Origin of the sequence: Sporosarcina sp. FSL W7-1283, assembly GCF_038003105.1 — a bacterium.
GTDB lineage: Bacteria > Bacillota > Bacilli > Bacillales_A > Planococcaceae > Sporosarcina > Sporosarcina newyorkensis.
In genome coordinates, this window is the sequence record NZ_JBBOOL010000001.1 from 2,296,455 (window position 1) to 2,320,441 (window position 23,987).

The 23,987-nt window shown below is 40.3% G+C and carries 26 protein-coding genes, 1 pseudogene and 1 riboswitch; of the genes and pseudogenes, 7 read left to right on the plus strand and 20 right to left on the minus strand.

The features are described from left to right. Positions 1-139: 139 nt before the first annotated feature. Positions 140-1,057 (minus strand): SDR family oxidoreductase, encoded by a 918-nt coding sequence (locus MKY93_RS11290; protein WP_009497772.1) that lies wholly within the window; start codon positions 1,055-1,057, stop codon positions 140-142. Between the two features lie 126 nt (positions 1,058-1,183). On the opposite strand from MKY93_RS11290, the gene MKY93_RS11295 reads away from it, so the two are divergent. After that, a complete protein-coding gene (locus MKY93_RS11295) occupies positions 1,184-1,354 on the plus strand; it encodes a hypothetical protein (protein WP_340759103.1) in 171 nt (56 codons plus the stop codon). A gap of 277 nt (positions 1,355-1,631) precedes the next feature. Here MKY93_RS11295 and MKY93_RS11300 read toward each other — a convergent pair whose 3' ends face one another. From MKY93_RS11300 to MKY93_RS11310, 3 genes are all read right to left on the minus strand, one after another. Then, complete coding sequence (locus tag MKY93_RS11300; RefSeq protein ID WP_009497775.1) at positions 1,632-2,513, minus strand: helix-turn-helix transcriptional regulator; 882 nt, start codon at positions 2,511-2,513, stop codon at positions 1,632-1,634. A gap of 133 nt (positions 2,514-2,646) precedes the next feature. Next, positions 2,647-2,973: a bacillithiol system redox-active protein YtxJ gene (gene ytxJ, locus MKY93_RS11305; RefSeq protein ID WP_078816975.1), complete on the minus strand. Its 327-nt coding sequence runs from the start codon at positions 2,971-2,973 to the stop codon at positions 2,647-2,649. A gap of 266 nt (positions 2,974-3,239) precedes the next feature. Next, on the minus strand, positions 3,240-3,770 hold the full coding sequence (locus tag MKY93_RS11310; protein ID WP_340759104.1) for a D-glycero-alpha-D-manno-heptose-1,7-bisphosphate 7-phosphatase: 531 nt from the start codon (positions 3,768-3,770) through the stop codon (positions 3,240-3,242). Positions 3,771-3,960: 190 nt separating this feature from the next. Between MKY93_RS11310 and MKY93_RS11315 the strand changes: the two genes are divergently transcribed. Together MKY93_RS11315 and MKY93_RS11320 are read left to right on the plus strand one after the other, a co-directional pair. Next, positions 3,961-4,845, plus strand: coding sequence for a fructose bisphosphate aldolase (locus tag MKY93_RS11315; RefSeq protein ID WP_078816977.1), 885 nt, complete (start codon positions 3,961-3,963; stop codon positions 4,843-4,845). 227 nt (positions 4,846-5,072) lie between these two features. Further along, positions 5,073-6,479: an MDR family MFS transporter gene (locus MKY93_RS11320; RefSeq protein ID WP_340759105.1), complete on the plus strand. Its 1,407-nt coding sequence runs from the start codon at positions 5,073-5,075 to the stop codon at positions 6,477-6,479. A 57-nt stretch (positions 6,480-6,536) separates the two neighbouring features. On the opposite strand, the gene MKY93_RS11325 is transcribed toward MKY93_RS11320, so the two are convergent. Further along, the gene (locus MKY93_RS11325; protein WP_340759106.1) at positions 6,537-6,983 is read right to left on the minus strand and encodes a GNAT family N-acetyltransferase; all 447 of its coding nucleotides are present in this window, start codon (positions 6,981-6,983) and stop codon (positions 6,537-6,539) included. A gap of 173 nt (positions 6,984-7,156) precedes the next feature. On the opposite strand from MKY93_RS11325, the gene MKY93_RS11330 reads away from it, so the two are divergent. From MKY93_RS11330 to MKY93_RS11340, 3 genes are read left to right on the plus strand one after another with little or no spacing between them, the layout of a single operon-like run. Then, the gene (locus tag MKY93_RS11330) at positions 7,157-7,360 is read left to right on the plus strand and encodes a helix-turn-helix transcriptional regulator (protein WP_445683489.1); all 204 of its coding nucleotides are present in this window, start codon (positions 7,157-7,159) and stop codon (positions 7,358-7,360) included. After that, entirely contained in the window at positions 7,357-7,842 is a 486-nt protein-coding gene (locus MKY93_RS11335; protein WP_221837131.1) for a hypothetical protein, read from the plus strand. Before MKY93_RS11330 ends, MKY93_RS11335 begins: the two co-directional genes overlap by 4 nt. 16 nt (positions 7,843-7,858) lie before the next feature. Next, the gene (locus tag MKY93_RS11340; protein WP_340759107.1) at positions 7,859-8,692 is read left to right on the plus strand and encodes a hypothetical protein; all 834 of its coding nucleotides are present in this window, start codon (positions 7,859-7,861) and stop codon (positions 8,690-8,692) included. A 46-nt stretch (positions 8,693-8,738) separates the two neighbouring features. On the opposite strand, the gene MKY93_RS11345 is transcribed toward MKY93_RS11340, so the two are convergent. From MKY93_RS11345 to MKY93_RS20425, 12 genes and pseudogenes are all read right to left on the minus strand, one after another. Further along, a complete protein-coding gene (locus tag MKY93_RS11345) occupies positions 8,739-9,296 on the minus strand; it encodes a GNAT family N-acetyltransferase (protein WP_340759108.1) in 558 nt (185 codons plus the stop codon). 150 nt (positions 9,297-9,446) lie between these two features. Then, positions 9,447-10,295, minus strand: coding sequence for a tetratricopeptide repeat protein (locus tag MKY93_RS11350; RefSeq protein WP_340759109.1), 849 nt, complete (start codon positions 10,293-10,295; stop codon positions 9,447-9,449). 327 nt (positions 10,296-10,622) lie between these two features. Continuing rightward, entirely contained in the window at positions 10,623-11,810 is a 1,188-nt protein-coding gene (locus MKY93_RS11355) for an amidohydrolase (RefSeq protein WP_340759110.1), read from the minus strand. A gap of 15 nt (positions 11,811-11,825) precedes the next feature. Beyond that, positions 11,826-12,467: an ABC transporter permease gene (locus MKY93_RS11360; RefSeq protein WP_221838074.1), complete on the minus strand. Its 642-nt coding sequence runs from the start codon at positions 12,465-12,467 to the stop codon at positions 11,826-11,828. A gap of 11 nt (positions 12,468-12,478) precedes the next feature. After that, positions 12,479-13,396, minus strand: a complete 918-nt coding sequence (locus tag MKY93_RS11365; RefSeq protein ID WP_340759111.1) for an ABC transporter substrate-binding protein — start codon at positions 13,394-13,396, stop codon at positions 12,479-12,481. Next, positions 13,396-14,052: an ABC transporter permease gene (locus MKY93_RS11370; protein ID WP_221838070.1), complete on the minus strand. Its 657-nt coding sequence runs from the start codon at positions 14,050-14,052 to the stop codon at positions 13,396-13,398. Before MKY93_RS11370 ends, MKY93_RS11365 begins: the two co-directional genes overlap by 1 nt. Then, complete coding sequence (locus MKY93_RS11375) at positions 14,053-15,174, minus strand: ABC transporter ATP-binding protein (protein ID WP_445683490.1); 1,122 nt, start codon at positions 15,172-15,174, stop codon at positions 14,053-14,055. 273 nt (positions 15,175-15,447) lie between these two features. Continuing rightward, positions 15,448-15,957 (minus strand): QueT transporter family protein, encoded by a 510-nt coding sequence (locus MKY93_RS11380; protein WP_221838067.1) that lies wholly within the window; start codon positions 15,955-15,957, stop codon positions 15,448-15,450. A 152-nt stretch (positions 15,958-16,109) separates the two neighbouring features. Then, the gene (locus MKY93_RS11385; RefSeq protein ID WP_340759113.1) at positions 16,110-16,865 is read right to left on the minus strand and encodes a 3-oxoacyl-ACP reductase; all 756 of its coding nucleotides are present in this window, start codon (positions 16,863-16,865) and stop codon (positions 16,110-16,112) included. A 55-nt stretch (positions 16,866-16,920) separates the two neighbouring features. Further along, positions 16,921-17,142, minus strand: a complete 222-nt coding sequence (locus MKY93_RS11390; RefSeq protein WP_221838065.1) for a DUF2829 domain-containing protein — start codon at positions 17,140-17,142, stop codon at positions 16,921-16,923. 352 nt (positions 17,143-17,494) lie between these two features. Then, a complete protein-coding gene (locus tag MKY93_RS11395; RefSeq protein ID WP_340759114.1) occupies positions 17,495-18,337 on the minus strand; it encodes an NERD domain-containing protein in 843 nt (280 codons plus the stop codon). A 27-nt stretch (positions 18,338-18,364) separates the two neighbouring features. Beyond that, positions 18,365-18,523 (minus strand): annotated as a pseudogene (locus MKY93_RS20425) (Rpn family recombination-promoting nuclease/putative transposase); the annotation flags it as partial. A 131-nt stretch (positions 18,524-18,654) separates the two neighbouring features. After that, positions 18,655-18,755: riboswitch (purine riboswitch) on the plus strand. A gap of 53 nt (positions 18,756-18,808) precedes the next feature. Here MKY93_RS20425 and MKY93_RS11400 point away from each other — a divergent pair. Further along, entirely contained in the window at positions 18,809-19,987 is a 1,179-nt protein-coding gene (locus MKY93_RS11400; RefSeq protein ID WP_340759115.1) for an MFS transporter, read from the plus strand. 444 nt (positions 19,988-20,431) lie between these two features. Here the strand turns inward: MKY93_RS11400 and MKY93_RS11405 are convergent, their stop codons facing one another. The 3 genes from MKY93_RS11405 to MKY93_RS11415 all read right to left on the minus strand — a co-directional run bounded on the left by MKY93_RS11405 (position 20,432) and on the right by MKY93_RS11415 (position 23,869). Next, on the minus strand, positions 20,432-21,442 hold the full coding sequence (locus tag MKY93_RS11405; RefSeq protein ID WP_340759116.1) for a DMT family transporter: 1,011 nt from the start codon (positions 21,440-21,442) through the stop codon (positions 20,432-20,434). A 329-nt stretch (positions 21,443-21,771) separates the two neighbouring features. Continuing rightward, positions 21,772-22,905 (minus strand): FAD-dependent oxidoreductase, encoded by a 1,134-nt coding sequence (locus MKY93_RS11410; RefSeq protein ID WP_340759117.1) that lies wholly within the window; start codon positions 22,903-22,905, stop codon positions 21,772-21,774. 124 nt (positions 22,906-23,029) lie between these two features. Then, positions 23,030-23,869, minus strand: coding sequence for an alpha/beta fold hydrolase (locus MKY93_RS11415; RefSeq protein ID WP_221838060.1), 840 nt, complete (start codon positions 23,867-23,869; stop codon positions 23,030-23,032). Between the last annotated feature and the right edge of the window lie 118 nt (positions 23,870-23,987).

The following is a 23,987-nucleotide window of genomic DNA, read 5'->3' on the forward strand; positions in this document are numbered from 1 at the left end:
TCCTTCCTTCGCTTTTCCTTCCAAATTAGCTTTCCCATATTTCTTAATATTATTTACACCGTTTTAGTCTAAGAATACAAAGAACTTTTTGAAACATTGTGCCATAATTGCCGAAAATAACTTCACGCTTATAAAATCTTCAAGCGAACACTTGACCACCGTTTACATGCAATACTTGCCCGGTTACGAAGCGAGAATCATCAGAGGCAAGGTAAACAAAAGTCGGTGCTACTTCAAATGGCTGCCCTTGCCGATCCATCGGGTTACCCGCCAAAACTACTTGGTCTGCTGAAAAGCTTGCAGGAATCAATGGAGTCCAAATTCTACCTGGTGCAATAGCGTTGACACGGATTCCTTTGCTGACCAAATTTCTAGCCAATGCCCGTGTCAAACCCACAATTGCCGCTTTTGTTGCTGTATAATCCATTAATTGCTCATTGCCTTCAAAAGCAACAACGGAAGCTGTATTAATAATGGAACTACCCTTTTTTAAATAGTTCATCGCGGCTCGTGTAGTATAAAAATGGGAATAAACATTTAGTTTAAACGTCTCATCAAATTGGTCATCGCTAATATCTACAATGCTCAATTGCTGGAACTGAATGCCGACATGGTTACAAAGGATATGAAGTGAACCGAATGTATTGACCGTTTTTTCGACGATCTCCACACATTGCTTTTTATGGCGCAGATCACCGGGCAACAGAAGGCAGCGCTGGCCAAGTTCTTCAATTCTGTCTTTAGTCCGTTTGGCATCCTCATGCTCATGTAGATAGGCAATGGCTACGTCGGCTCCCTCCTTTGCAAAAGCAATGGCAGTCGCAGCTCCTATACCGCTGTCACCTCCTGTAATAAGTGCTGTTTTTCCTTTCAACTTGCCACTTCCCAAATAATTTGGGTTTTCGATGATAGGCCGCGGCACCATTAATGCTTCCCTTCCCGGCTGATGGTATTGTCTTTGCTCAGGTACCGTCAGTGCCACTTCTTCATAACGGGTTATTTTCCCGTAATTCGGATAAAGAGGATAGTCTTCGCTCCCTGAATGATCATGTGTCAATTCTTTCTCCTCCTGACTTCATGCTAATCAGGCTACTTTATGTTTAAAAACAGTTTGTTATACTTCACATACTTGAAACTAGAAGAATATAGTGTATTGTAAAGTAAAATTTAGGAGGCACACTTTATGGAATCTTACTTTTCTCCTTATGTGCATTACTTGCTGCTCCCGTACTCTGAGCAGACATCTGTTTTAATCTATGGAAATCAGTTTTTGCAAGTGGAAGTTCCTCAAATCGGTCCCAGACCGCCCTTTTATTCTCATCCAGTCTATGATTCATATTTGCCAGTCATTTGAGAGATTAAAGAGCCCCCTGCCAACTGGTTGAGAAATAATAAACTATTTGTGGAATTAATTAAGCCCACCTAATAACAAGGTGAGCTAAAATACTACATATCGATAAGAAGCCAATTTACCACAATCTATCCATCGCACACTTTAAAAAATCGAATTAAACATATCTCTAATTATAGGAAAAAGGAGATTGCCTGCAGCAAATTTCATAGCCATAATGCTTGCGATAATCAGAACAAAAATCATTATACTGATAAATTGTTTTTTAGTAGACATCTGATCATTCCTCAAACGACAAGTTCATTGGTTCATTTAGAAGTTCAAATGTAATATCCAGGTTGGTAGTCGCCACCCGGTGGTCTACCTCTTCAAAACGTAATTCATCAATCCATACTTGCCCTTTACCTGACAAAAGAACTCCAAAAGAAATAGTCGATCCGTTTTCAGGGACATCCAAGACTATAGAATAATAATTCCATTCGGTATCTCCCTTAATTTGTCGATTGCTCATATTATCAAATTGCAAAACGTCACCCAGTGTATTGTCGACTCTCATCCAAAAACCACAAAATCCTTCGACGCTCGATGCCTTTAAAAATCCTGAGAACTTCATTCTTTTCCCAAGGTATTTTTCGGCTTTAAATTGTTGCATCATTGTAGCAAATTCATCTGTAGACTGCACAAGTACAGATTGTAAAAAACCTGAAGACTTCCCTTTATGCACTGTTTCTTGATCAATACCCATCTGGTAAAGATTCGGATTACTTCCGCTTAAGATCCATCCTTTTACAGCATGTTCTTCATTCACAGTTGTTTCCTCCTTTTGCTTAGTTAAATTACCCATTAGTTTCCGATAGTGGCCTGGGGGCAAATGATAATACTTTTTGAAAGCTCGTGAAAATGCTTCTTGTGATTCAAAACCATAATTCATCGCAATATCAATGATTTTTGCATTGGTATAGATAAGCACCTGAGCAGACTCGGTAATTCTCCTGTATCTCACATACTCCGTAACAGAGACGCCGGTTTCATTCTGAAATATACGGTGAAAATGAAACTTAGAAAAACCAGCATTTGCTGATACGTCTTCAAGAGACAATTCCTCATTCAAATTTTTTTCAATAAAGTTAATGGTGCTTTGAATAACGGGACTATAGCTCATCTCCTCACCTCTCTAACGTTAATATACCAGAAGTATTTACGGTCTTTTTGACTTTAATTGCTTTCATTTAGCTCGTAGATGGAATTTTAAAAACCCCTAATTAAAATTAGAGGTTCATTACGAGAAATATTGCCTACACATACTCTTCAATCGCATCCAGAACAATTGATTGTTTTATATGATAATGCGTCGCTTGCCAAATTCCTCTTCCGTCTTTTAAAATCAACAGCTGCGGAGATTCATGTTTCACGCCAAGATCCTCTTCGACTGCCTTCGAAACTTTTCTGTCCAGCTGCACAATCACTACGTATATAGGAAGTTCTGTCTGCAACTTCTGCAATTCTTTTTTCGCCGCCACGCTACTTATACACGTCATACTCAATTTGAATAAAAGAAAAGGCTGTTCGTCTGATTTCTTCAATAGCGTCTTCCATGCTTCTACCGATTTAATTCGTTTCATACTAGATTCTCCCCCTAATTTCCTTTCAATCCTATCGTATAGTGTACACAGCACGGGGTAAAGAAAGCTGTTTTACATGAAAAAGGAGTCAAAGCCTCGAATACCAGCTTCAACTCCTCTTTTTATTATGCTTATTGTTATGAACCCATTTTCAGCTCCTATTCCTTTATGCATAATAATAGGTATGTAACGTGCGCACGTATCCTACACTTGTTCCCTGGACATATAAATTCTCCATATAGCTTTATAGTCGTGCAGCTCACCTGTCAACTTCGATTTGCATCCTCAATAATCCACGCAGCCGCACTAAGAAGATCAGGAAACACAGCATCTGCAAGTGGGTCTGCTGTACCAAGAAAGACTCCTTTCGTCCCTGCATTTTTACCGGCGATAATATCCGTATCAGTATCCCCAACCATATACGACGAGGAAACGTCTACATGATACTTCCTCGCCAAATCTTCAATCATTTTGCTGTTCGGCTTTCGACAAGCGCATCCTGCCTTTGGTTTATGCGGACAGTACGCAACCTCTTGAATAAACGCGCCTTCCTTTGCCAGTTCGGCCATCATATGTTTATGAATCGCCTTCAACTGGGACTCCTTCATAAACCCAAGTCCGACACCACCTTGATTGGTCACAACGAAGATGTAATCAAACACCGTATTCAATTGCTTAATCGCTTTCGCAACACCCGGCAAAAAGAACAGCTGTTGAGGCTCATTTACAAATTTCACCCGGTCGGTGAGCACTTCATTTATCACACCATCGCGATCTAGAAACACTGCTTTTTTCAATAGTGACACACTCCTTGCCAGATTAACGTCTTATCGTAAGGATTTCCTGTATATAGGCTTTTATACAAAATCGGAAAGGACATGTCGCCTAAAGCTCTACATAATTACGAGCGAGCTGTTTCGCACACACCCGAACTCTATTCCATGTTAAACTATCAGATATATCACACACTTACAAGGAGTGAAGTAAATGAATGAAAAACAATTTGACAAAATTAAAAATGGTAAAGGATTTATTGCCGCACTGGATCAAAGTGGCGGAAGTACACCAAAAGCGTTGGCAGCTTATGGCGTACAAGAAGATGCTTACGCCAATGAAGACGAGATGTTCAATTTAGTGCACGACATGCGGACACGGATCATTACATCTCCTGCCTTTGATTCAAAATATATACTCGGAGCGATTCTCTTTGAACAGACAATGGATCGTGAAATTGAGGGCATGTACACTGCGGATTACTTAGCAGAAAAGAAAGAAATCGTACCTTTCCTAAAAGTGGATAAAGGGCTTGCGGAAGAAGCAAACGGGGTTCAATTGATGAAACCAATCACTAATTTGGATGAACTATTGAAGCGGGCAAACGAACGTCATATTTTCGGTACCAAAATGCGTTCCGTCATCAAAGAGCCAAACGAAGAAGGCATCCGGGCAATCGTCGATCAACAATTTGAGGTTGGTAAACAAATTATTGCGGCGGGTCTCATTCCGATCATCGAACCTGAAGTCGATATCAACAGTTCAGGTAAAAAAGAATGTGAACAGCTGCTGAAAAAAGAAATTCTAAAGCATCTAGATCAGTTGCAAGACACTGAGAACGTTATGCTGAAATTGACGATCCCGACAGAAGCGAACGTATATAAAGAGCTTATCGATCACCCTCGTGTAGTGAGAGTAGTCGCACTGTCAGGGGGATATTCAACAGTTATCGCGAATGAAAAGCTCAAAGAAAACGAAGGACTGATTGCAAGTTTTTCACGTGCACTGAGCCAAGACTTAAATGCCAATCAGACAGATGAAGAATTTAATGACACACTTGAAAAAGCCGTGCAATCCATTTATGAAGCGTCTATTTAAATTGATTCAGCCAGTACTCGAGACAGAATTGTTTCGAGTACTGGCTTTTTAGAATCCGAAGCGTTTCGTTAATAAGTGACGCCAGTTCAATTATCGAAAAACTGTATGTAGTTAGGCAATATAATTGAGGTCCAGTCAAATAACCACTAACATGTGAGATGTGTCCAATTCATGTCGTATTCTGATTTTTTCATGAATACGACTTTTAAAATGGGTGGTTATTATTTATGGTAAACTCGCAAACATTTGATTTTAAAAAGAATATTCCACTGATGGTCGTTTTATTATCAGGTGCATTTATCACGATCCTAAATCAAACCCTTCTCGCGACAGCATTGCCGCCGATCATGGTTGATCTACATATCACGGAGAGCACGGTTCAGTGGTTGCAATCGATTTTTATGCTCGTCAATGGGATCATGATTCCGATCACTGCCTTTTTAATCGGAAAATTTACTACGAGAAGACTATTCCTTACTGCTATGAGTATATTTGCTTTCGGTACACTAATCGCTGCCGTTGCTCCCAGCTTTTCTTTTTTATTGCTAGGAAGAGTTTTACAAGGAGCCGGTGCGGGGATTATGATGCCGCTCTTGCAAACTATTATGTTCCTTCTCTTCCCTATCGAAAAACGAGGAAAAGCAATGGGAATGTACGGGCTCGTTATTGCGTTTGCACCTGCCATCGGACCAAGTTTATCAGGATATCTCGTTGACCAATTCCCTTGGCGAAGTGTCTTTTATGTCGTACTGCCATTTGCTTTATTGAACATCATTGCGGCATATTTCTTACTGAAAAACGTGACGAAACAAACCAATCCTAAAATGGACAGTTTATCGATCATTCTTTCCACATTCGGATTCGGCGGACTTCTTTACGGATTCAGTATCGCGGGTACAGCGGATTGGCTCAGTGCGGAAGTCGGTCTATCCATTGCTATCGGAGCAATTTCGTTAATTTTATTCATACGAAGGCAATTGAAGCTGGAACAGCCGATTCTTGAATTCAGGGTATTTAAATACAAAATCTTCACCATTGCTACTGGACTCGGCATGATCGTGTTCTCATCCATGATCGCAACAACTGTGATTTTACCTCTCTTCATGCAGACGATGCTTGGATTCAATGCTTTCCATTCAGGCCTTATGCTATTACCAGGTGCGATTATTATGGGCATCATGAATCCGGTGACCGGTGCATTGTTCGATAAATACGGGGCAAGATGGCTGCTGCTAACCGGTTTCACCATCCTGACGATTACAACGTTCATGTTCGCGAATTTATCCGCAGGAACTAGCTTTACATATTTAGCTATCTTGAATGCAGTTCGGATGACAGGCATAGCCATGGTCATGATGCCCTCTACGACACTTGGCCTGAATCAATTACCGAACCACTTGATTTCGCATGGGACCGCCATGAACAACACCTTCCGCCAGATTTCCGGCTCGGTCGGGACCGCTGTTTTAGTGACGATTATGGTAACAGCTGAAATAGATGACGGTACGGTATCCGGTCAAATTCATGGAGTCAATATTGCATTTCTCGTTGCAGGATACATCTCAATTGTCGGGCTCGTCTTGTCTTTTCTGATTAAGGATTCGAAGCCGAAAAGAAGTTCTGTGAAAGCATAACGTGAAAAATCTCCCTTACACTGAGTGTGGGAGATTTTTCATATTCGGTTTCCGCAGTCATCTAACTGTTGCTGAAAGTTCTTTCTCCATCACAATATGCGGAATACCCTCCTCCATAAATACCTCTGAAGCCGTCTTATATCCAAGCTTATGATAGAATTTCTCGGCATGTGTCTGGCCATGTAACTTCACTCGACCAATTCCTTGTTCTTGTGCAATCTCTTCCAATGCACTGACAATCACTTTCCCAAAACCTAACTGCCGATGAGAAGGTAGGATACAGATCCGTTCCAACTTCCCTACACCATCAACATCTCTAATTCTACCTGTGCCGACAGCTTGTTCTTCATCTACTACTAAAATATGTTCACATATGCCTTTTTGAGCATCGAACTCATCAAATTCATTTTCTTCGGGCACGTTTTGTTCTTCTACGAATACTGCTTTACGAATTTCAAATGCTTGTTTCAGATCCTCATCGTTAATTATTCTTCTGACTTGCATTGTTCCATCATCCTTTTTTATAAAATTAAATTATCTCTTATAGTATAACGTTTGGAACACCTTCACTGCACGCTTCATTTTAGTATGGCAGTAATTCATTTTAAATTTGTATGGTTGACTATACATAATGTATAGTTTAGTATACATTATGTATAAATGAGGTGAGGATGCGCGTGATTAAAAATCGAGTGAAGGAGCTGCGGGCACGATTTGATTTGACTCAAGGTGTGCTTGCAGAACGAGTAGGCGTAACACGGCAGACGATTGTCGCGTTGGAAAAAGGAAGCTATACGCCTTCCCTTTTGTTAGCAATGAATATTGCAGAAGTATTTAAGATGCCGATTGAGGATATTTTTTTCAAGGAGGATGCTAAATGAAGAATGTGTTTCTGGCTGTCAGTTTACGAATTTTATTATTTGTAGCGCTTGCAGTGATGGTGTTTGATTTTTTAAGAGTGGAACAATTATTTATCCAAATGGATAGAGGTCTTCTTGATGGATTCTCTGTAGACATTTCCAATTGGCCGGGATATATGCTTTTAGGGATTTTATTTCTTTTCATTATTGCCAATCTACTACATTTTTGGCGTTTGCGGAAACAGACGAATACAGATATACGGGACTTCTTTACTTTTGAGTATGATGCCACCGATGAACGAGCCATTGATCATACAAGAAAAGCAGTAAGTTACGCATTTTCCGGTCTACTTATTTATTCTTTTTTCGTAATTGGTTCATTTATGTTTATACCGAATTATTTTTTAGATCATATTTGGTTTCCAGTATTTGCTGTTGCTTCAATTCCTATCAGTGGTTTGCTCATTTACGCAGTGTCTTTTACGGTATTGCAACGTACATAGAGAAAGGATGATCCATATGGAACTGCAAGAGCTTTTGTATAAGAAGTACACTGGCTATGATACCCCCGCTGATTATGTGCGGTGGGCAGAGGAAATAATTTATTTAGATATGGATGAAGTGAAGATGTTGGCAAGTATGCGGCCGCCCCTCCAACCTTTTGAAATAAATGAGATGTTTGAGAAAGCAGTTCGCGCAATAGGTTGGGAGCTTCCTTCAGAAAGAGAATGCGCATTATTCCATATAAATCTGTTGCATCAACATTTACTTTTTAATTCTGATGAAGTGTTTGCTAACGTCAAAGAAATTTATAACTGTTCGATTCAATATGATTTAGAAGAAAAACAGCTTCAGTGGCATGAACCCAGTGAATGGGTTGATCAATTTCAATATGACAAAGCATTTGTTTTATCAAAAGAAGAAGTAATCGAAAAAATCATCGCATATGCACGCGAACTTTGGTATTCAGAAAAAAGCAAGTATACCTTTTCTACATTACTTGGCCAGCGGATATTGGATGTCGATGTGCAAGCAGCTCCTCGATTTATCGTGCAGTTTGAAAACGGCCGCCTAATGATTGAGTGCGCTTGGAGAATTCGCAACACAGAAACCATTTTATTCGGCCATGCTGATATGGATGTGAATGGTATGAGTTGGAAAGACCTTCAAGATTTATTGATCAACAAGACCATCCAAGATGTGCAGCTTTGGGAAAACTGCCCTTTCCTCATGGTGCAGTTGGATGATTTATTTATCGATGTATTTCACAGCAGCACTCTTTTTGAGGGCTGGTCCATAACCGAGGATGGTGATCATTACTTGCTTTCGGATCACGGAGGGCAGATATATTAATTAATAAAAGGTGCTAGATTCTCTTTTCAGGGATCCGGCACCACTTTTAAGCATTTAAAAACTCTTCCTTTAATAAAGAATACATATAAAGGTCATCAAACTTCCCTAACGTACACTCATAACTCCTTAACAAACCTTCTCGAACGAAACTGTGATTTTCAACTAAACGCTTGGATGATTCATTCGGCGGTTCAATCAATGCTTCAATCCGTTGCAGGTTCATCTGCTTGAACCCATAAGCAAGCACTATTTCGAGAGCTTCGTTCGCTATGCCTTTCCCCCAGAAACTTCTACTTAACTCAAAACCAATTTCCGAACGATAATGCTTTGGAATCCAATTCAGAAATCCACAGCTACCTATGATGACATCGTCTTCCTTAAGGGCAATTCCCCATCTGATCCCGCTTCCCTCGTCAAATATGGAACGATACCAAGAAATTTCATTTATTGCATCATCGATAGACAGAAAGGGTTCGAAACCCATGTGCTTAACTACAGTAGGATCAGATAAATAAGCTAGCAAGCTACCAGCGTCCTCTTCAGTCACTTGACGCAGTATCAATCTATCGGTTTCCAGTATGGGGAATTTATTATCATTTTGCATCAGTAACCACTCCTCCAACATGAACTTATTCTGTGAATCGATTTCCGATAACTTAATCGCGCAAGGGGCTAGAACTTACTCTTACTAATTATTATATTCTTCATGCATATGTTGCTGACAACCGAATAAGTAACAGCCGCCTGTCCGGTCCTATTCAATCTCTATGGGAGGACGATACCCTGATTGCAGTTTAGCAAACAATTGAAGAAGTTCATTTAATTCCTGATGAAGTTCTTCAATTCTCTCTTTTTTATCCAGCTCTGACCAATGTTCATCACATTCTTCTCGTTTCTCTTCTTCAATTTCAACACGCTTTTTTTCAATTTCTTGCTCTATCAGGTCATGACATGTTTGTAACTCATTTAACTGGAATAAAGTATAAGCATACCTGCTAATGATGTAAGACGTGACAGCATACTCGTCCCATTCCCTCTTGAACATGTCTCGAGCTTTTTCAAAACAGTCGATTTCTACATAAGCATCTGCCGCTTCAATCGCCCCTGCATAATCATCTGACTGAGCGTTCCATTGATCAAGAATAGACTGAGCGACATCATAGTCTTTATTTTGAATGCGTGCCAATACTTCATACCAGCGAATGACATCAGAATCCTTGGCAATTTGATGAAAACTGGTCGCCGCCATTTCATAATCCTCTAGATTGTAATGAGCGACTGCCACATTATGTATTGCTTCTATAGAAGGATGAAAGTCGATGGATTTTTGCAGGTAATTCTTCGCATCAAGCCATTGTTTTTCTTGTATTGCAATTTCTCCAAGCATGCTAAAAGGGAAATGTGACTGCGGTTTTTTTAAAATAACTTCTTCAAGGAGTGGTTTTGCCCGATTTACATCCTCTTCTTCGTATAAATACATGAACGCCAAATTATTTAGCGACTGAACCGTTCGTTCTGCTTTCACCACATTTTCCAACAGTAAGATTGCTTCATCGTATTGATTGTTTTCAAACAATTGAAGTGCTTTTTTATTCAATGACATTTGTATCCTTCTTTCAAAAAATTCACTGATCCAGCTTTTTCTATACTTACTCACAATCTATTATTAGTTAATTATTGGATTGTAATTCACTGAATATGATAATCTAACTATATCAAATTTCAGGAGATGGTACAGTTGACCAATTTTCTTTTGTGTACTCAGCCAGGACTTCAATTTAAATCAGACGGATGATGATTTTAATGAATCATTAGAGATTGTTATGCAATCTATTTACAATGCATCAATTTAGTAGTAAACACCCCATAATGAAAAACACCTCTTCTAGCCATCTTAAAATGGTAAGAGGAGGTGTATATATATCAAGCATTAGCCCTTATTATAGGTTTTCCAATAGTCAACCATACTAGAAGCAAGTACTTTTGCACCGTTTAGTAATGCTTTTTCATCAATGTCAAATTTGGGATGATGATAGGGATAGATCAAACCTTTTTCTTCATTGGCAGAACCTATGAAGAAGTAGGTTCCTGACACTTGCTGTAGGAAGTACGAGAAATCTTCTGCACCCATATTTGGCTTTACCTCTTGGATGTTTTCAGCCGGCAGAACTTCTTCCGCTGCGTTCACCATCAGCTTTGTAATCGTTGGATCGTTTTTTGTTGCTGGATAGCCAAACATATAGTCCATTTCATACGTTGCACCAAATGCCTGACAAGTATGAGAAGTGATTGTTTGCACCCACTTATGCATCTCTTGGCGAACTCCCTCGTCAAACGTACGGACGGTCCCTTTGAGTTGGGCCTTTTCCGGTATGACATTTGCTGCTTCCCCCGCATGGAAGGCACCTATTGATAACACAGCCGATTGTAGTGGATCTACTTTTCTGCTAGTAATTTGATGTAAGTTACTTATTAGCTGAGCACCTACTGCAATGACATCTACCGTGTCTTGCGGAAATGCACCGTGTCCGCCAAAACCTAGAATATCAATCGTAAAATCATCGCATGCACCTAATATATAGTTCTCATTGTACAGGAGATGATCTACCGGAATATAATTTTCCATATGTGTCGCAAAAATCACATCAACACCAGACAAGGCCCCTGATTCAATCATGGATTTCGCGCCGCCTGGATCTTCTTCCTCAGCGTGCTGGTGGATAAACACAACATTTCCAGTAAGCTGTTCTTTCATCTCAACCAGTGCTTTAGATAACCCCAATGCGATCGCCGTATGTGCGTCATGTCCGCATGCATGCATAACTCCAGGATTTTTCGATTTATAAGGTACGTCATTCTCTTCCCATATCGGAAGCGCATCAAAATCAGCACGGATCGCTATCGTCTTTCCTGGATGTTTTCCGCGTAGCGTGGCAACGACTCCATTCCCTCCGACATCTGTTTGCACTTCTAGTCCCAGCTTCCTTTGGTAGTCAGCGATTTTTTTTGCCGTATTCACCTCTTGGAAGGACAGCTCGGGATACATATGAAACTCACGACGCAACTCGATCATTTCTTCGTAGCCATCCTCCAGGCGAGTAAATAATTCTTCCTTCAAACGAATTCCACCTTTTTAAGCCGTTCTTTTCTTCGTATATTTTTCCACAAATCCTAGGAGATAATCTGCGAGAATTGCTAATAAAGCTGCGGGTATCGCACCGGCTAGTATTTTGATATCAGAACGCTGTGCAATTCCTGAGACAATTTCCTTCCCTAATCCACCGCCACCGATATAAGGCGCGATCGAAGCTACTCCGACTGCAATAACTGCAGCAACCCGTAATCCCGCCACGATAAATGGTAAAGAAAGAGGGATTTGGACCTTTGTCAGCAACTGAAACGAATTCATGCCGACACCTTTGCCCGCATCTAGCAGACTGCCACTCACTTCCTGCAATCCTACATACGTGTTACGAATGATTGGCAGTAATGAGTAAAAGAACAATCCGATAATCACTGCAGTATTCCCTAATCCGAAATACAGCATGAGAATCGCCAACATCGCGAGACTCGGGACATTTTGCAAAATGTTCGCGACCGACAATATAACCGGTGCCAACCGCGGAATTTTAACCGCCAAAATTGCCAATGGAACCCCGACAATAAACGCTAAGACCACTCCATAAATGACTAACAGGATATGCTCAACCGTTAAAGCTAGCAGCTCCGACTGGTTATTCATTATATACTGCATTAACTCTGTCAGTAACTCCATTTACATTCTCCTTATTTCAACAGACCTTTTTCAATTAAGAATTTTTTTGCTACATCTTTCGGTTCTTGCTTTTCAATATCTACTTCATAAATCATTTGCGTCATTTCTTCTTCATTAATTTGATCTGTCAATGAATTTATAATTTCTTCTAATTCAGGATAATCTTTCAGCGTATCTTCTCTTGCCACTAGGGAAGCAGTTGATGGAGGGAAGAAACCTTTATCATCCTCCAAGACTCTTAAGTTTAATTCTTTAATTTCTGGATCCACTGAATACGCAGTAATCGCATCCAACTCCCCTAATTTCAAGCCTTCATACATCAAAGAAATTTCCAAACCATTCGCCTTCTTGAATGAATAGTCGTAGTGTTCCTGGAATGCACGGTATCCGTCATCTCCGCGTTCAATCCAAGCGGAGTCCGTACCAATCGTCAAATCTTTCGCATACTTTCCAAGATCCGTCATTGTTTCGATGTTTTTCTTTTTCGCCAAGTCTTCAGTAATGGCAATCGTATACTTATTTTCAAAGCCTAGCGAGTCAAACCATTTCAAGTTGAATTTTTCATCGAATAACTTTTGAGCCTGTTCAAGAGTTTTGTCAGGATCTGTTGTATATTCTACTTGATCATCATCAAAATGATTGTTATATACTTCTCCGGAATAAAGAGTCGCCAAATCAAAGTCGCCTTTATCCATTGCAGTGATAATTAATGGGCTCGCTTGGATATTTTCTGTGACATTCACTTCGTGGTCTGTTTGGTCTTCTACAAGCTCTTTCACCATATATGCGATAATTTTAGGGTCGGTGTAATCTTGTGTCCCCATTTCAAAAAAAGTTCCACCAGCAGCCGTTTCTTTATCTTTCCCACCACACGCTGTTAAAACCACTAACAGCAATAAGGATGTACATAATAATGTAAGTTTCTTCATTAGATTGTCTTCCTCCTAGTTCGATTTCTTGATTTTTCAAAACGTGCAAAAAGCAAATCTGTTGCTACTGCCAACACAATCGCCAGAAGCGTACCCGTGAAAATCAAGTTTTTATCATTAAATCCAATGCCGGAAATGATCAAACCTCCCAGCCCCCCAGCTCCTATCACTGCAGCCATCGTGACCCAGCTAATGATGTACACAGAAGTCACGCGAATCCCCGACATAATATAAGGCATCGCTAAAGGAAGTTCGACTTTAATCAAACTTTGAAAAGAGTTATAGCCCATTCCTTTTGCTGCATCTACAATACCTGAATCGATAGACTGGATACCTGCATAGGTGTTTCGAAGTAAAGGCAGGAGTGAGTATAAAAACATTGCTGTAACCGCCGGCTTCATACCGATCCCGAGGATAGGAATCATCAGCGCTAACATTGCAATGGTAGGAACTGTCTGAAATACGTTTGCGATGTTAAAAACGAGGCTTTTTAGAAAGTTACGTTTCAAACGAGTTAATAATATAGCAAGGGGAATCGTCACAAGTATTCCGATTACCAAACTAAGGGCAGACATAATCAAATGTTGTACTGCATATTCCAAAATGGACGGATATCGATCCCTCCAAAATTCAAAATAGTTTCGTATAAACTCCATTTAATTTCCACCACGTTTCCCATAGACAGAACGAACCGATCGAAACAGTTCCTTCATGTCGATCATTCCTACGAACATATTCTCGTTGTCAACAACTGGTAGACTGTGATGCTTATGTTTTTCTAAGTATTCTAAAACATCCTCAATATCTTGATCAGTTGTTAACGCTTGCACAGATGGATCGACAAAATCCTCTAAATGAACAGATGACTCATTCATAATCTTTTGCAATGAAAGCTGTCCAAGGAATTGATTAGTCTCATCGACTAGCGGGTATGTAAAACATTGTTGTTCCATCAATTTCTTAATTACCGATTCTTTGGATTCGGATAAGTGGATTGCTTGTATCGTAGGATCGATGAAATTACTTAATGAAGGCAATGGTTCTGCAGTTTTCAATCGTTCCTCCCCGATAAACTCTCTGACAAAATCATTCGCTGGATTCGTCAATATTTCACGCGGTGTTCCTTTTTGGACCACCCTTCCATCTTTCATCAAAATAATCTGATCGGCAATTTTCAACGCTTCGTCCATATCATGTGTTACAAAGATAATCGTTTTCTGAATGTCCTCTTGCAGACGAACCAATTCATTTTGCAGCTGATCTCGACTGATCGGATCCAACGCACTGAACGGTTCATCCATCAGGATCGTTGCCGGTTCAGCTGCCAGCGCTCTAGCCACACCGATCCGTTGCTGTTGTCCGCCACTCAATTCTGACGGGTATCGTTTTTTATATTGCTCAGGGTTTAAATTAACCAGCTCCAGCAGTTCATTCACACGCTTGTCGATTTTAGACTTATCCCATTTCAATAAGCGCGGCACTGTTGCCACATTATCGTAGATCGTCATATGCGGAAACAGCCCAATACTTTGAATTACATACCCCATATGACGACGTAACTCAATCGGATTGAAATCCCCAATACTCTTCTCATCAATGAAAATCTCGCCGCCTGTATGCTCGGTCAACCGATTCAGCAGTCGCATTGTGGTCGTTTTTCCGCATCCACTTGGTCCGATCAAAACATTAATTTTACCGCTTTCAAACAGGAGATCGATGTCTTTCAATACATGAGTACCGTCCTCATAAACTTTATTCACTTTTCGAAGTTCTATCATATTTCCTCTCACTTTCTTGAAGTTACGGGTGAAACGCCTAAGATTCATTTCAATTTATTTTTTGACACTCCATTATGTTAACAGATTTCTGATAGTGTTTACAATACTTTTTACGGTATAATCTTTTTGTACGGTAAAAACCGTTTGATTTGTAAATGATTCAATTAACAGAAAACCCTTTGAAATCTTTGATAGTGAGCTAGAGTCTCAAGCCTGAGCATTCGTTTAGTTAAACGCAAAAAAGCACACTCGCAACTAGCGAATGTGCCTTTTTTATTTAGATAAGTCTATTTTTTTATTCAACGTATATATAATCATTCCGCCAACTGTCATAGACAATAATTCACCGATTCCAACTGTAACCCAAGTCGCCCAAAACGGCAGACCTAGAATAATTGTCAATTGACCAGCGATTGTAAACATCGACAATGCGAAGATAATGGCAGTAATCGCCATTTTCACAATATCATTCTGAATATTCTTCGTCACTACCCGGCAAAGAAGTAACGCAAGGAATGTAGCTATAGTACCCACTGGAACATCCAACAGCCAAGTCGGCGACATAAAGTTCGCGAACATCACACCTAACGTTACAGCTACCACATAACGTTTATTGTACAATGCAAGATAGTTGAACATCTCTGATAGACGCAGCTGAACTGCTCCAAAACTAATGACTGAAAACATTACCGTAACTGTCACATATAAAGCCGCAACAAGCGCTGTTTTCGTCAGCTCACTCACTGCACTCTTTTGTGAATCTTTTACAAAAGACATACTCATTTTATTTTCTCCTTTGTGAAATAGCATATGCTATTCCAGTAATAACTACGGCCAAAGGAAGAATGAGCCTTTCGCTCAATCAAAAGTGCCGCAGTGCAAGCAGGATTTGCTTGCATGCATAGTATAGCAGAAAGTCATATATGAAAAAAGAATTATTTGGCTGTCCATCCTCCGTCAATCGGAATGACGGTACCATGAATATAGTCAGCAGTTTGACTGGCTAAATATAGCGTTAGGTCAGCGACTTCACTTGGTTGCGCCCAGCGTCCAGCCGGTGTCTCCTCTGCCACCCACTTCGCCATTTCGCCCTCGCCCTCAAAATCCGCTTTGTTCATCGGCGACTGAATCGCTCCCGGCGCAATTGCATTGACACGGATTCCTTCACGGCAATAATCCAAGTCCACCTGTTTTGTATAACCTACAATCGCATGTTTTGAAGCTGTATACGCCGCACCACCACCGCCTCCAACAAGCCCCGCGATAGATGCCATATTGACAATAACACCCGATTTCCGAGCGATCATATGAGGTAAAACAGCATTGGTCATAAAATATGTCCCTTTAACATTCGTATCCATAATCCGATCCCAAAGCACTTCATCCGTATCAAGCGTTTTAGCAAAGCCATCCAGAAGCCCAGCCGTATTCAATAAAATATCAATTTGACCAAATGTCGCAAGTGCCTCCGCAACGGTATGCGTCACGTCTTCATTTGAACTTATACTACCAATTGAATACGCAAACTGTACAGGGTATGCCCGCTTCATATTCAGAAGCTCGTCCTCATTTATATCCAACGCAAATACATTCGCTCCATTCTCCAAAAACGCAAGCGATTGTGCCTTTCCAATTCCCGATGCAGCACCTGTTACAACAACTGTCTTCCCCACATATTCTTCAAATTTCATAACTTCCTCCTATTAAAAAAGCCCATGATTGCTCATGAGCTTTGATTCATCCGTCTTATTTTACAATAATCCAATCTTCCGCTAACAAATCACAAACTGTAGGAGTAAACATGGTGTAACCCTCACCTGTCACATTAATCAAGAAATAAGGATTCAACTTCTTTCCATCATGCTCACTTTCTCCTACTAGCTTTACATACAACTCAGCTCCGCCCCAACCGCTGCGAATCACTTTCTCGCCAGTCTTTAAACGCGGCAACACTTCTTCAAATGTCATATATATCCATCCTTTATCGTCCATTTAGTAGCACAGTTTATCAGGGAATTATACTTGATAACGTCTCGCTTGACAACTGAAAAGAGTTTTGAATCGGGTACCTATGCAAGCAACTGTTACCTTCATCGTATAACGATTCAATCCATTAAAGAACACAGATAAACTATATCCCTCCCCTCCATAACATGAGATGATAGATCATTTGGAAAATGGGAGGATATCCATGCAGTATTATTACTATCAGTAAATGCCTTGATGAGTATCCAATTTCAGCAGGTGCAATCACATACTCTTGTAATTCGGTTTTGTCTTTAAATACTTGTACTTAGACTTAGCAACAACTTTATACTTTTCACAAAATCACTTCTGTTGTATAGCGACATTTTGGAAATTGATTACAACCAATGAATGAACCGTTTTTCCCGTTGCGAACTACTAGATGTCCATTACAACGCGGGCATATTCCCTTTTTGCTTTCTGGTTCAATAGCTGAAGATTCCGCAGCTACTCTTACATTTTTTCCACTCTCTCGCTGTTTTCCTGCTACCTGTTTAACATGCTCTTTTTGAATCCGTCTTTTTTCTTTAGGATCAGCTAGTACCAATCGATCTATTTCTAGTTGTATTTTCTGCAATTTCTCTGCGTTGACGACAGGTATACTCTGTTCCTTAATGACAGTTATGAGCTCATTAAAATGAACAACTTTCGCCGTCTTAAAAGGCTCTTTGAATTTGAATTCAACACTGGGCGAAAAAGCAATAATAGAATATGTATTCAATTCATTGTCTCGCAAATAGTTTTTAATCGCTTGGACATGTCCATAATTCTGTCGAATGGGATTATACATTCTCTGTTTCTTCTTATAGATTACTTGTGTCCAATACTTTTGACGTTCGGACCCAAAAATCCAGCCGCTATAGTGTTTTGTCTCAATGACATGCAAGCCATATGGAGATACGACCAGATGATCGATCTGTGTCATACCATATTCTTTATTCCAAACATACACATCATGCCACACTTTATACTCAGGACCTAATTGGGTTAGCAATCGATTTACCTGTCGCTCTCCCCAACTACCCCGCCACTTTGGCATTTGGCGATTAGACCATACACTAAGAATCATTAGGAAAATTAAAATCCAAAATATTGGTGTTTTCAAGAAAGTGAAAAAGGGTTCTATAAATATTGACATGCTTATCCCTCCTAAGCACCTGTATAAATCATGATTAATGAAACTATCTTTTTGCAGTTCTAAAGTGTTCAAGTCTATTGCTCCCATCACAGTATGGGGCAAATAACTATATAGAAGGTCTTTCGCTATTCCTACATGCGATAATGTTACTCTGAAAAACTCATCATGCGGATTTTGAGAATACATATTTCATCAATCTCCGCTCAGCTACATCTCATTACCTATATTATACAGAATCTTCATATCGTTTACTTTTCACAAATGGGGTCCCCAGCCTTGCCAACTCCCCAAATCCATGATAAATTGATCAATAGAAAATTTCATTATGGGAATCAACATGTATAACCCCGATAATATGGTTCGGGGGTCTCTACCAGGAACCGTCAATCTCCTGATTACAAAAGTTATTTTTGTAATCGGGATTTTTCTATTCAACATAGAATGTTTGCAACTTAAGCGGGAGGTATTATAGTGGATTTCAGAGTATTTTTATTAGCAGTGTCTGCCATTACAGTGGGTCTGGTGGAGCTCGTTGTAGGCGGGATTTTGCCTGTCGTTGCGGACGATTTGAATGTTTCGATCGCGACAGCGGGACAATTAATTACAGTTTTCGCTCTTGTGTATGCTATCGCAGGTCCTGTGTTGCTGTCACTGACGGCGAAAGTGGAACGCAAAAAATTGTACTTGATTGGGCTCGGAGTTTTCTTCATTGGAAATGTCCTGACGTATTTCAGCCCTTCATTCGGTTTGATGATGGCAGCACGTGTTTTGACGGCCGCGAGTGCGGCGCTAGTCATTGTGCTTTCGTTGACGATTACGGCGCGTCTAGTGGAGCCTAAGTACCGGGCGAAAGCGCTTGGTTATATTTATATGGGAATCAGTTCATCGCTCGTGCTCGGTGTGCCGATTGGAATCGTGGTCACGAATGCGTTTGGATGGCGTTCTGTATTTTTAGGGATTGCGATTTTGACCATCGGTTCGATTCTGTTGATCGCAAAATTCTTGGAAACCATCCCAACTGGTGAAGTGCAGCCTCTTTCAGCTCAAATTAAAGCCCTTGCCAATAAAAAGATTTTCTTTGCACATTTGGCAACGATGTTTATGCTTGCTGGACATTATACGGTGTATGCATACTTCACTCCGTTCCTTGAGACAACAATGCAATTGAGTCCTTATTGGATCAGTGTATTCTACTTTTTGTTTGGACTCGCCGCAGTTGGCGGCGGTGCTTTTGGCGGAGGACTCGCTTCACGATTGGGCTCGAAGAAAAGTATTTTGGTCATTTTGGGAGCATTCGCGATCAGTTTGTTCGCACTTCCCTATTCTACATTCTCGATTCCGCTTTTCATTGTGTTTATGATGGTTTGGGGCGCACTCAGCTGGGCGTTGGCACCTGCACAGCAGGATTACATTATTACAAGTGATCCGGTCTCATCGGATATTCATCAAAGCTTTAACAATTCCGCTTTACAAGTCGGAATTGCGCTTGGCTCCGGTGTAGGCGGAATGGTTTTCAGTCAGACAGGCAGTGTAACGAGTATGCCGGCAGTTGGTGGGAGTATTGTCATTATCGCGTTTATTTGCGCGGTGATTTCACTTTCTATGTCTGCTAAGAGAAATAATAATCATCAGGAACAAACCGCTTCTTGATTGTTTAAAGCTAGGTCGACTCTTAAAGATGGAGTCGGCCTCATTTGGTTTCATTAGAAGATGAAGGTTGACCGTAACTAGAGATATTGTGAATTTAATGGTATTGATTATTTTCTTGATTTCCGCTAATTTTCTTCCGCTTATTATGTGACCTCCAATGATTTCTCTCAAATATAATAATTTATTTATTGTTTTTGTGGCCATAAAGCTGAAACAGATGCAATAGTATATCCACACGGACATACTGTCCGGAAGATAAATCTACATTTACTTTCCCTTTTCAACTTCCTCCCTAAATATTTCTTAGCCAGAAATCAAAAAAGAACGCCCCGGTTGGACGTTCCTCTGTTAATCGCTTAATGCATTAAGTTATTTTTCATTTGGTAATTTATCGCCAACTCTACTATTGGGAAATGGTAATCATAATGACATTGGAATTAAATTTCATTCAACTTTCTGAATACCAATGGCGGGAACTGATAATGGCTCAACGCTCGATTCTTTCGTTTTACGCTGAAGGATATATGCAGCGCAAATAATCAAAATTCCACCAACAATTTGAATGGAATAGATCTGTTGCCCAAGAAAGATAGCTGCAAAAACTGCGGCAACGACCGGTTCAAATATTTGCATGGTTGAAGCTCGTGAAGCCCCAATCATCCGAATACTCGTTATCATTAACATCGTTGGAATTGCAGCTCCGGCTAACCCGGCAAATACGAGAATAAACCACACGTATGCAGACGAATCGACAAATGGCGCAATCAATGTAGCACCCTCTCCAAAGACTACTCCGCAAATGGCAAATACAATAGTCCCGGCTGCTAAGAAGAACGTTGTAGCATAAGTGGGTGGTAAACTTTGGTAGCCGCTCCTACCAATCATATAAAATACAGACATGCCTAGCGCAGCGCCAAGTGCAAGGACAATTCCAAGGGTACTTATTTGGACGCTTTGTCCAAGCAACTGCCCAAAAACAGCTAAAGCACCACCAATCAGGGAGAGGATCAACGCAATCACTTTGGGTGAGTTTAATCGTTCTACACCGGTAATTGCACAAAGTATTGTAACAATTGCTGGAAAGGTATAGAATAATAGCATCGCTAGAGCTACGGACAATTCAACAAAAGCATAGAACATGGCCAAGCTATAGGCTGAAAAAGCAAGAGACGCAATCACCAGGTTACGGATTTGATTTCTAGGGATTTTCGATAAAGATATCCGATCTGCCTTGGTTGTTTTTCCTAAACCGAATGCGAGTAAAATGATTAAGGAAATGGTTCCAAGTAATTCACGCCACATTGCAAACGCAACAGGACTTAGTCCTGCCTGGACGGCAAGGTTTGTCAAAGTTCCTAATGTACCAAAAAGGGTAGCAGCAATCAGCATAATGATAATTCCTAAAAGTAGCTTTTTTCTATCTCCAGTGTTCTGGATCTCCAGATTATTATTCATACAAAATTCCTCCTTTTCCCAAAAAATACTAATGAAATCAATGACAATATCGGAGTAATATGGTGAAAGATTGATGAATCAGCTTTCATAGCTCTTTAAATCCGTCCAAGTAGATATACCTTCATACCTTTATTTGAGGCATTCATTTTGCAAGGTATTTTTTGTGTTTTATCCATTCTGTGAATGCGCTTACAAAACCTTTAAGTAATCAACATAACTAGCCTAAGATGTAAGAGCCATTTCAAACTTATGTTTCTGAATGACTAGTCGACTTGCGTCCTTCTAAGTTTCCATATCCTGGGCAGATAGCGTTTCTACCCAACACTTTTTTAAATGAATACCGACGCATTTAAACCGGTGACATATCTCGCTGCCGTGCTCATCATTAAATCAATATTGTCAGATCCCATTGATTTGCTTACAATTTCGGGGCGAATTCCTAATAACTCTTTTGGCCAATTGGATGCGGCTGCGCCATAGATTCTAGAAAACATTTGAGTTGTGTCCGCCGCAGGCTTCATTATCTTCTCCCAGCTATCAAGAGCATCTTCAATATCATACCGTTCCAATTGTATCGCAAGCTCTAACGCACTCGTAATACTGACTCCGGCCCCCTGTCCGAGATTCGGTTCCATTCCGTGGGCAGCATCCCCAAGCAAAGCGACTCTTCCTCTTTTCCATGAATTCAAATAAATATAATAAAAGTTTTTGTCCAGTCTGCAATCATCGATCCTCTCCAGGACGGATTCCAGATGAGGGAAAGAGGATAACCATGCCTCTTTGTTAAACGGCTCCGAAAGTGCTTCTTTATCCGAAGTCATCCCGGTTAAGTATACATAACGATATTTGTCTGTTGATGGTGCGATTCCAATTCGGCGGTAGTCATTCCAATGTTCTTCTGCAATCCCCTTTTTATCTTCATCAATTCTTGGAATCAAAGCACGCCATGCCCCATTGCCTATGACTTCCTTTCTTCCAATATTCAGTGAATTACGAACGTTAGAATGAACTCCATCAGCACCAATAATTAAATCTGCCTTATATTTTCTTCCATCTCGTAATTGAATGACTCCAGAAGGATCGACTGATACGGTCTCAGCGTTTGTTTCGATCTTTACTCCTGCACGTTTGCAGGCATTTACTAATGCTTTATAGACATCTCGGCGTGGAATTACACAAAAGCGGCTTTCATTCGTGAATTTAGTGGAATGCATCAGCCCGTACGTATTATCAATCATATCGAGGTTCGTAATAAATTCTATATTTTGTGATGCCTCATTAAAAACATCAATGGACTCCAACACTTTTAACCCATTTTCCCATGTATACAGCCCAGCTCCAACTTCTCTCAATTCTGAGGATCTTTCAAAGATTTGAACATCCCAACCACGTTGAGCAAGTGCTGTAGCAAAAGTTAAACCTGACAATCCTGCTCCCGCTATAATCACTTTTTTCTTTGCCACGATAACGTCCTCCTGTCTAAGTAAAGTTTTGATGTCTATCATATCAATAGTATGCTTTTTCTATCGTCATTTTTATTTACAAGGTATTATGTGTTTTTACATAATACCTTTTCTATCAGCTCGATTACTTACTTACTAATGAGTGCGCAGCCACAAATTCATTAATACGATCAACAACTGCATCCGGAGACTCCAATGTAGGGAAGTGAGTATCCCCTTTGATGACTTTAAAGTCAAACCACGGATTTTCGTCTGCGAATTTTTGCTGGATATCCTCATAACCTTCTACTGCAGCTTGAGAATAAATATGCACAATTGGGCGCTTCTCTTCCAGGGCCTTCATTCGCTTTAGCGGAGAGCTCCAGTAGTTATAGGCTTCCTCAATCCGTCGGCAGGAACGCTCCCACATGTCAAATCCCCAGCTTGCCATTTCGATATCCAAATGATCTTTCACATCTTTGTTGTCACTAATACCAATCCAATGATTGAAAAGATCACGGCGTGCTTGGAACCATGTATTGGGATTTCGGATATCCTGCAAACTCTTCACGAATTCCCCTGTCGCTTCTATCATGATCCAGTCAATGACTATGGTTTGTGGTATCCGCTCTATACCAAGTCGATCCGTGATTTCCATGTTTGCCCAACCACCGTGAGAAGTGGATACTGGGATCACTTGCTTAATATTCAGCGCATCTAGCACCCCGATAATATCGTCTGCTTGATCAGATGGACCGAAATCTTCTGGGAATGTTAATGGGTCCGTGTGCCCGCGATAATTCATGCGAAGTACTTTGTGCCGTTTGCTTAAAGGCTCGACAATATGCTTAAATAAACGGTGGTCTTGTGCCCAACCCGATAATAATAAAATTACCGGTCCATCTGCATCACCGTGTATATCGAATGTAATCTCTTGACCGTTCATTTCAATCGAATTTAATGTGTTTTTTTCTTGAATATTCATGTCGCCATCCCCTTTATTATTTTTCCGTTGCATGCAAATGAAAGCATGTTCAAACAAATCTACAGAAACATCTTATACTTTATTCTTCACTCTTTTTAATGCTAGAAACACCCTCCTT

What these genes read in the sequence shown, in the direction of transcription:
- MKY93_RS11295 (WP_340759103.1), top strand. Translation starts at nt 1,184, where the DNA reads ATGGAATCTTACTTTTCTCCTTATGTGCATTACTTGCTGCTCCCGTAC.
- MKY93_RS11300 (WP_009497775.1), bottom strand. Translation starts at nt 2,513, where the DNA reads ATGAGCTATAGTCCCGTTATTCAAAGCACCATTAACTTTATTGAAAAA.
- ytxJ (WP_078816975.1), bottom strand. Translation starts at nt 2,973, where the DNA reads ATGAAACGAATTAAATCGGTAGAAGCATGGAAGACGCTATTGAAGAAA.
- MKY93_RS11315 (WP_078816977.1), top strand. Translation starts at nt 3,961, where the DNA reads ATGAATGAAAAACAATTTGACAAAATTAAAAATGGTAAAGGATTTATT.
- MKY93_RS11320 (WP_340759105.1), top strand. Translation starts at nt 5,073, where the DNA reads ATGGTAAACTCGCAAACATTTGATTTTAAAAAGAATATTCCACTGATG.
- MKY93_RS11325 (WP_340759106.1), bottom strand. Translation starts at nt 6,983, where the DNA reads ATGCAAGTCAGAAGAATAATTAACGATGAGGATCTGAAACAAGCATTT.
- MKY93_RS11335 (WP_221837131.1), top strand. Translation starts at nt 7,357, where the DNA reads ATGAAGAATGTGTTTCTGGCTGTCAGTTTACGAATTTTATTATTTGTA.
- MKY93_RS11340 (WP_340759107.1), top strand. Translation starts at nt 7,859, where the DNA reads ATGGAACTGCAAGAGCTTTTGTATAAGAAGTACACTGGCTATGATACC.
- MKY93_RS11345 (WP_340759108.1), bottom strand. Translation starts at nt 9,296, where the DNA reads ATGCAAAATGATAATAAATTCCCCATACTGGAAACCGATAGATTGATA.
- MKY93_RS11350 (WP_340759109.1), bottom strand. Translation starts at nt 10,295, where the DNA reads ATGTCATTGAATAAAAAAGCACTTCAATTGTTTGAAAACAATCAATAC.
- MKY93_RS11360 (WP_221838074.1), bottom strand. Translation starts at nt 12,467, where the DNA reads ATGGAGTTACTGACAGAGTTAATGCAGTATATAATGAATAACCAGTCG.
- MKY93_RS11365 (WP_340759111.1), bottom strand. Translation starts at nt 13,396, where the DNA reads ATGAAGAAACTTACATTATTATGTACATCCTTATTGCTGTTAGTGGTT.
- MKY93_RS11370 (WP_221838070.1), bottom strand. Translation starts at nt 14,052, where the DNA reads ATGGAGTTTATACGAAACTATTTTGAATTTTGGAGGGATCGATATCCG.
- MKY93_RS11375 (WP_445683490.1), bottom strand. Translation starts at nt 15,174, where the DNA reads ATGATAGAACTTCGAAAAGTGAATAAAGTTTATGAGGACGGTACTCAT.
- MKY93_RS11380 (WP_221838067.1), bottom strand. Translation starts at nt 15,957, where the DNA reads ATGAGTATGTCTTTTGTAAAAGATTCACAAAAGAGTGCAGTGAGTGAG.
- MKY93_RS11385 (WP_340759113.1), bottom strand. Translation starts at nt 16,865, where the DNA reads ATGAAATTTGAAGAATATGTGGGGAAGACAGTTGTTGTAACAGGTGCT.
- MKY93_RS11390 (WP_221838065.1), bottom strand. Translation starts at nt 17,142, where the DNA reads ATGACATTTGAAGAAGTGTTGCCGCGTTTAAAGACTGGCGAGAAAGTG.
- MKY93_RS11395 (WP_340759114.1), bottom strand. Translation starts at nt 18,337, where the DNA reads ATGTCAATATTTATAGAACCCTTTTTCACTTTCTTGAAAACACCAATA.
- MKY93_RS11405 (WP_340759116.1), bottom strand. Translation starts at nt 21,442, where the DNA reads ATGAATAATAATCTGGAGATCCAGAACACTGGAGATAGAAAAAAGCTA.
- MKY93_RS11415 (WP_221838060.1), bottom strand. Translation starts at nt 23,869, where the DNA reads ATGAATATTCAAGAAAAAAACACATTAAATTCGATTGAAATGAACGGT.